Raw genomic sequence first — 7,516 nt, 5'->3', positions numbered from 1 at the left:
TTCGATGTAGACCTGCGCCCCATTGCGCAGGTATTCACCGGCGAGCTCTGCAACCTTGCCGAACATCGACACACGGTGCCATTCGGTTTTCTCGACCTTCTGGCCGGTTTGCTTGTCGGTCCACTGTTCGCTGGTCGCCAGACTCAGGTTGGTCACGGCGTTACCGTTCGGCAAGTAGCGAACTTCGGGATCCTGGCCGCATGTACCGACCAATATGACTTTGTTAACCCCACGGGCCATAACGTTCTCCTAGGCTGGGCGCGCTGTCGGCACTGGGTTGACCAGTTGCTCGAGCGTCGCGCGATCCAATAATTCGGTGTCCAATTTGATGTAGATGGCGGCTTCTTCAGTAACAACCACAGCATCCGTAACCCCAACAACGGCCTTAAGGCGCTCGACCAGACCGGCTTCGCGGATCGCTTCGGGCGATAACGGCAAGCGCAGGCTCGTCACATAGGGAGGTTCGCGCATGGTAACAGCAAAGGCTAGCCAGAGGGCAGCCAGACCTGCGCATCCCAGGAACACAACCGACAAACCGCCATGCTGGAACATCCAGCCGCCCATGATCCCGCCCAGTGCAGAACCGAGGAACTGGCTGGTGGAATACACGCCCATCGCCGTGCCTTTGCCGCCGGCCGGTGAAACCTTACTGATCAGCGAAGGCAGTGAAGCCTCCAGCAGGTTGAACGCGGTGAAGAACACCACCGTGCCGATCACCAGCGCCCGCAGGCTGTCGCCGAACTGCCAGAAGAATAGCTCAGTGAGCATCAATGTCGCGACGGCGCCCAGCAGAACTCGTTTCATTTTGCGTTTCTTCTCGCCGTAGATGATGAACGGGATCATGGCGAAGAACGAAATCAGCAGCGCGGTCAGGTACACCCACCAGTGCTGCTCCTTGGGCAGCCCGGCTTTTTGTACCAGGGCCAGGGGCAAGGCGACGAAGCTGCACATCAGCATTGCGTGTAATACGAAGATACCCAAATCCAGGCGCAACAGGTCCGGGTGCTTGAGTGTCGGCAGCAATGCCTGCTTGGCGACGCCCGACTCACGGTGCTGCAACGGCCCCGTGGAATGCGGAACCATGAAGGCGACAATCACGATGCCGAACAGCGCCATGCCACCGGTGGCCAGGAACAGACCGTGCAAGCCGAACGCGCGGGTCAGCAGCGGGCCGACTACCATCGCCACGGCGAACGAAAGACCGATGGTCATGCCGATCATCGCCATGGCCTTGGTACGGTGTTGTTCGCGGGTCAGGTCGGAGAGCAGTGCCATGACGGCGGCGGAAATCGCGCCGGCGCCTTGCAGGACGCGTCCGACGATCACGCCCCAGATCGAATCGGCATTGGCCGCAAGCACACTGCCCAAGGCGAAGACGATCAGGCCGAGGTAGATCACCGGCCGGCGGCCGATGCGGTCGGAAATGACGCCGAACGGAATCTGAAACAGCGCCTGGGTCAGGCCATAGGCGCCAATCGCCAGGCCGATCAGGGCCGGGGTCGCTCCTGCGAGATCCATTCCATAGGTCGCCAGCACCGGCAACACCATAAACATGCCAAGCATACGGAATGCGAACACCAGGGCCAGACCGCTTGCTGCGCGGGTCTCGCTGCCACTCATGCGTTCGCTGTGGGGATCGTGCATGGATAAACCTCGTGTGAACCGGCGGCGATTCTACCAGTCCCATCGATTGAGAGGGTATATGCGGCGCTTTGCCGCGCAGCTTTCATGTAAGGCTGCACCCGGCACTTTGACAGTGTATATTCATCCAGTCTTTAGCCGTATACTCCTGCATTATTTACGCCCGCCGTGCGAGGCCATCTTGGACAAGATCCTGATTCGTGGGGCTCGAACCCACAACCTGAAGAACATCGACCTGACCCTGCCACGGGACAAACTGATCGTCATCACCGGCTTGTCCGGGTCCGGCAAGTCGTCCCTGGCGTTTGACACGCTGTACGCCGAAGGCCAGCGCCGCTACGTGGAATCCCTGTCGGCCTATGCCCGCCAGTTCCTGTCGATGATGGAAAAGCCCGACGTCGACACCATTGAAGGCCTGTCGCCTGCGATTTCCATCGAACAGAAATCCACCTCCCACAACCCGCGTTCCACCGTGGGCACCATCACCGAGATCTACGACTACCTGCGCCTGCTGTATGCCCGCGTGGGTATTCCCCGCTGCCCGGACCACGACATTCCCCTGGAAGCCCAGACCGTCAGCCAGATGGTCGACCTGGTGCTGGCCCAGCCGGAAGGCGCCAAGCTGATGCTGCTGGCACCGGTGATTCGCGAGCGCAAGGGTGAACACCTTTCGGTCTTTGAAGAACTGCGTGCCCAGGGTTTCGTGCGTGCCCGCATCAACGGCAAGCTCTACGAGCTGGACGAAGCGCCGAAGCTGGATAAACAGAAGAAGCACTCGATTGATGTGGTCGTCGACCGTTTCAAGGTGCGTGCCGATTTGCAGCAGCGCCTGGCGGAGTCTTTCGAGACCGCGCTGAAGCTGGCGGACGGTATCGCCCTGGTGGCGCCGATGGACGACGAACCCGGGGAAGAAATCATCTTCTCCGCGCGCTTCGCCTGCCCGATCTGCGGCCATGCCATCAGCGAGCTGGAACCGAAGCTGTTTTCCTTCAACAACCCGGCCGGCGCTTGCCCGACCTGTGATGGCCTGGGGGTTAAGCAATTCTTCGACATCAAGCGCCTGGTCAACGGTGACCTCACACTGGCGGAGGGTGCGATACGTGGCTGGGACAGGCGTAACGTCTATTACTTCCAGATGCTGGGGTCGTTGGCTTCGCACTACAAGTTCAGCCTGGAAGTGCCGTTCAACGAACTGCCCGCCGAACAGCAGAAATTCATCCTGCATGGCAGCGGTTCACAGAACGTCGACTTCAAGTATTTGAACGACCGTGGCGATATCGTCAAACGCTCGCACCCGTTCGAAGGCATCGTGCCAAACCTGGAGCGGCGCTACCGCGAGACGGAGTCCGCCAGCGTGCGCGAGGAACTGGCCAAGTTCCTCAGCACCCAGCCTTGCCCGGATTGCCGTGGCACACGCCTGCGCCGTGAGGCACGGCATGTGTGGGTTGGCGAGAAGACCCTGCCGGCAGTGACCAACCTGCCGATTGGCGATGCCTGCGAATACTTCGGCACGCTGAAACTGACGGGCCGCCGCGGGGAAATTGCCGACAAGATCCTCAAGGAGATTCGTGAACGGCTGCAGTTCCTGGTCAACGTGGGCCTGGACTACCTGTCGCTGGACCGCAGTGCCGACACGCTTTCCGGCGGTGAAGCCCAGCGGATTCGCTTGGCCAGCCAGATCGGTGCCGGCCTGGTGGGCGTGTTGTACATCCTCGATGAACCGTCGATTGGATTGCATCAACGGGACAACGACCGCTTGCTGGGCACGCTGAAGCACCTGCGGGACATCGGCAATACGGTGATCGTGGTCGAGCACGATGAAGACGCGATTCGCCTGGCCGATTATGTGGTCGATATCGGCCCGGGAGCGGGTGTTCACGGTGGGCATATTGTCGCCGAGGGCACGCCGGCTGAAGTGATGGCGCATCCTGACTCGCTGACCGGTAAGTACCTGTCGGGTCGCGTGAAGATCGCCGTGCCGGCCAAACGCACCCCGCGCAACAAGAAGATGGCACTGCACCTCAAGGGCGCGCGTGGCAACAACCTGCGCAATGTCGACCTGGAGATCCCGCTGGGCCTGCTGACCTGTGTGACCGGTGTATCCGGTTCGGGCAAATCAACGCTGATCAACAACACGCTGTTCCCGTTGAGTGCCACTGCACTGAACGGCGCGACCACCCTGGAAGCCGCCGCTCACGACAGCATCAAGGGCCTGGAACACCTGGACAAGGTGGTCGATATCGACCAAAGCCCGATTGGCCGCACACCGCGCTCCAACCCGGCGACCTACACCGGGCTGTTCACGCCGATTCGCGAGCTGTTCGCCGGCGTGCCGGAATCGCGCTCCCGTGGCTACGGGCCTGGCCGGTTCTCGTTCAACGTCAAGGGCGGCCGCTGCGAAGCGTGCCAGGGCGATGGCTTGATCAAGGTGGAGATGCACTTCCTGCCGGACATCTACGTGCCGTGCGACGTGTGCAAGAGCAAGCGCTACAACCGCGAAACCCTGGAGATCAAGTACAAGGGCAAGAGCATTCACGAAACCCTCGAGATGACGATCGAGGAAGCGCGGGTGTTCTTCGACGCGGTACCGGCCCTGGCGCGCAAGCTGCAGACACTGATGGATGTTGGCCTGTCGTACATCAAGCTGGGTCAGTCGGCGACGACGCTGTCGGGTGGCGAGGCCCAGCGGGTCAAGCTGTCTCGCGAGCTGTCCAAGCGTGACACCGGCAAGACGCTGTACATCCTCGACGAGCCGACCACAGGCCTGCACTTCGCGGATATTCAGCAATTGCTGGATGTGCTGCATCGCCTGCGTGACCACGGCAATACGGTGGTAGTGATCGAGCACAATCTGGATGTGATCAAGACCGCCGACTGGCTGGTGGACCTGGGGCCGGAAGGCGGTTCCAAAGGTGGGCAGATCATTGCGGTCGGCACACCGGAGCAAGTCTCGGAGATGAAGCAGTCTCACACCGGCTTCTACCTCAAGCCTCTGCTGGCTCGCGACAAGGACTGATTGTTCAGCCCCACGAAAAAGCCCCTGTCACCGTGTAAGTGACAGGGGCTTTTTAGTAGCTGGAGGAATCAGAACTGCGATTGCAGGTAATTCTCCAGGCCAATCAGCTTGATCAGGCCCAACTGCTTTTCCAGCCAGTAGGTGTGATCCTCTTCGGTGTCATTCAACTGCACCCGCAGGATTTCCCGCGTGACGTAGTCGTTGTGCTGCTCGCAGAGCTCAATGCCCTTGCAGAGCGCGGCACGGACCTTGTACTCAAGGCGCAAGTCGCTGGCGAGCATCTCAGGCACCGTGGTGCCGGTATCCAGGTCGTCGGGACGCATACGGGGCGTGCCTTCGAGCATCAGGATACGGCGCATCAGTGCGTCGGCGTGCTGTGCCTCTTCTTCCATTTCATGGTTGATACGCTCGTAGAGCTCGGTAAAGCCCCAGTCTTCGTACATCCGCGAGTGAATGAAATATTGGTCACGAGCTGCCAGTTCGCCCGTCAGCAACGTGTTGAGGTAATCGATTACGTCGGGGTGACCTTGCATCGCCCTACATCTCCCTGCTTGAAAGCCTGTAGTTTGAACCATGATGACCCGGAGGTCACGGGACCAACGGCAGAAAAGTGAAGATTTCCGGTGAAAAGTAGCTTAAATAACGCAAAAACCGCCCAAATGAGGGCGGTTCTGCTTATCGTTTAGAGTCAGTTCAGCGATACACCCAGTGCAGATGCGATCCCTTCTCCATAAGCCGGGTCGGCCTTGAAGAAGTACTGCAACTGGCGCTGCACCACGTCGCTGGAAACACCCGCCATTGCGCCGGCGATATTGTTGATCAGCAGGGCTTTCTGCTCATCGTTCATCAGGCGGAACAGCGCACCGGCATGGCTGTAGTAGTCGGTATCTTCGCGGTGATCGTAACGATCAGCCGCACCGCTCAGGGCCAAGGCTGGCTCGGCGTACTGAGGAGCCTGCTTCGGCGCATCGGCGTAGCTGTTTGGCTCGTAATTGGGGGCCGCACCACCATTGGAGCCGAATGCCATCGAACCATCACGCTGGTAGCTGTTGACCGGGCTGCGTGGCGCATTCACCGGCAGTTGCTGGTGATTGGTACCTACGCGGTAGCGATGGGCATCGGCGTAAGCGAACACGCGCCCTTGCAGCATGCGGTCTGGCGACAGGCCAACACCCGGGACCATGTTGCTTGGACCGAAAGCCGCCTGTTCAACTTCAGCAAAGTAGTTCAGCGGGTTGCGGTTCAGTTCCAGCTCACCCACTTCGATCAGCGGGAACTCTTTCTGCGACCAGGTCTTGGTCACGTCGAACGGGTTTTCGTAGTGAGCGTTGGCCTCGGCCTCAGTCATGATCTGAATGCACACGCGCCATTTCGGGAAGTCACCACGCTCAATAGCACCGAACAGATCGCGCTGAGCGTAATCAGGGTCGGTACCGGCCAGGCGTGCAGCGTCAGCCGGCGCCAGGTTCTTGATACCTTGCTTGGTCTTGTAGTGCCACTTCACCCAGTGACGCTCGCCTTTGGCGTTAATCAAGCTGTAGGTGTGACTGCCGAAGCCGTGCATGTGACGGTAGCCGTCCGGGATGCCACGGTCCGAAAACAGGATGGTGACCTGGTGCAGCGCCTCAGGGGAGTGCGACCAGAAGTCCCACATCATCTGTGCACTTTTCAGGTTGCTTTGCGGCAGGCGCTTTTGGGTGTGGATAAAGTCGGGAAACTTCAGCGGGTCGCGGATGAAGAACACCGGGGTGTTGTTACCAACGATGTCCCAGTTGCCTTCTTCGGTGTAGAACTTCAACGCGAAACCACGCGGGTCGCGCTCAGTATCAGCCGAACCACGCTCGCCACCCACCGTGGAGAAGCGCAGGAAAGTCGGAGTTTGCTTGCCCACAGAATCGAAGAGCTTGGCGCTGGTGTACTGCGTGATGTCTTGAGTGACGGTGAAGGTACCGTAAGCGCCCGAGCCTTTGGCGTGTACACGACGCTCAGGAATGTTTTCACGGTTGAAGTGAGCGAGCTTCTCGATCAGGTGAAAGTCGTCGAGCAGCAGCGGGCCGCGTGGGCCGGCGGAACGGGAATTCTGGTTATCCGCGACAGGTGCGCCGCTGGCGGTAGTAAGGGTTTTATTCTGGCTCATGCTCAATCTTCCTCAGGTCAGTCTTGGAACTGCCGGCTAATCGGCTTGGAGCGATTATTGATCAGGAAGATGACACCATCAAATTTATTAAATCATACCCACCGATAGAAATTAACTAACGATCCATCCGAACGGATATCAGAAGTAGCTGCACGGGCTGAACGTGTATTCGCTCGAGGTAATTCCAGTTTTCAACGCGCACAAAAAACCGGGCACTAGGCCCGGTTCTTCGTTACAGACTGACGTCTTACTCAGCGGATACAGCTTCACCGCCAACTGGACGATCGATCAGCTCAACGTACGCCATAGGCGCGTTGTCACCAGCGCGGAAACCGCACTTGAGGATGCGCAGGTAGCCACCCTCACGGGTAGCGTAACGCTTGCCCAGGTCGTTGAAGAGCTTACCAACGATAGCTTTCGAACGAGTACGGTCGAAAGCCAGACGGCGGTTAGCCAGGCTGTCTGTCTTGGCCAAAGTAATCTGCGGCTCAGCAAAGCGACGCAGTTCTTTAGCTTTCGGCTGTGTAGTTTTGATCAGCTCGTGCTCGAACAGCGACACCGCCATGTTCTGGAACATAGCCTTACGGTGCGAGCTGGTACGGCTCAGGTGACGACCACTTTTACGATGACGCATGGTTCATTCCTTACCAAACTCACCATCGGTGATTACGACGATCAGGCAGTCGCCTTGTCGTCCTTCTTAAGACTTGCAGGCGGCCAGT

6 protein-coding genes are annotated in these 7,516 nt (G+C 59.1%); 1 reads left to right on the top strand and 5 read right to left on the bottom strand.

Going from position 1 to position 7,516, the window contains the following annotated elements; all coding sequences use genetic code 11:
- Together ssb and ACIOMR_RS30520 are read right to left on the bottom strand one after the other, a co-directional pair.
- The coding region (gene ssb, locus ACIOMR_RS30525; RefSeq protein WP_401198126.1) for a single-stranded DNA-binding protein at window positions 1–240 on the bottom strand (240 nt) is incomplete at its 3' end.
- 9 nt (window positions 241–249) lie between these two features.
- Window positions 250–1,644, bottom strand: coding sequence for an MFS transporter (locus tag ACIOMR_RS30520; protein ID WP_401198123.1), 1,395 nt, complete (start codon window positions 1,642–1,644; stop codon window positions 250–252).
- 178 nt (window positions 1,645–1,822) lie between these two features.
- Here ACIOMR_RS30520 and uvrA point away from each other — a divergent pair, with 178 nt between their 5' ends.
- Complete coding sequence (gene uvrA, locus ACIOMR_RS30515; protein ID WP_003210046.1) at window positions 1,823–4,657, top strand: excinuclease ABC subunit UvrA; 2,835 nt, start codon at window positions 1,823–1,825, stop codon at window positions 4,655–4,657.
- 68 nt (window positions 4,658–4,725) lie between these two features.
- Here uvrA and bfr read toward each other — a convergent pair whose 3' ends face one another.
- From bfr to rplQ, 3 genes are all read right to left on the bottom strand, one after another.
- Entirely contained in the window at window positions 4,726–5,190 is a 465-nt protein-coding gene (gene bfr, locus ACIOMR_RS30510; protein ID WP_003210048.1) for a bacterioferritin, read from the bottom strand.
- Window positions 5,191–5,345: 155 nt separating this feature from the next.
- Window positions 5,346–6,794, bottom strand: coding sequence for a catalase (locus ACIOMR_RS30505; RefSeq protein WP_401198119.1), 1,449 nt, complete (start codon window positions 6,792–6,794; stop codon window positions 5,346–5,348).
- A 247-nt stretch (window positions 6,795–7,041) separates the two neighbouring features.
- A complete protein-coding gene (gene rplQ / locus ACIOMR_RS30500; protein WP_401198116.1) occupies window positions 7,042–7,428 on the bottom strand; it encodes a 50S ribosomal protein L17 in 387 nt (128 codons plus the stop codon).
- Window positions 7,429–7,516: the final 88 nt, after the last annotated feature.

Origin of the sequence: Pseudomonas sp. NPDC087814 (assembly GCF_044742865.1) — a bacterium.
Lineage (GTDB): Bacteria > Pseudomonadota > Gammaproteobacteria > Pseudomonadales > Pseudomonadaceae > Aquipseudomonas.
This window is presented reverse-complemented; position numbering and strand designations above follow the sequence as displayed.

Bases quoted from the DNA above. Each gene is read 5' to 3' on its own strand.
- bfr (WP_003210048.1), bottom strand. From the start codon at position 5,190: ATGCAAGGTCACCCCGACGTAATCGATTACCTCAACACGTTGCTGACG.
- ACIOMR_RS30520 (WP_401198123.1), bottom strand. From the start codon at position 1,644: ATGCACGATCCCCACAGCGAACGCATGAGTGGCAGCGAGACCCGCGCA.
- ACIOMR_RS30505 (WP_401198119.1), bottom strand. From the start codon at position 6,794: ATGAGCCAGAATAAAACCCTTACTACCGCCAGCGGCGCACCTGTCGCG.
- rplQ (WP_401198116.1), bottom strand. From the start codon at position 7,428: ATGCGTCATCGTAAAAGTGGTCGTCACCTGAGCCGTACCAGCTCGCAC.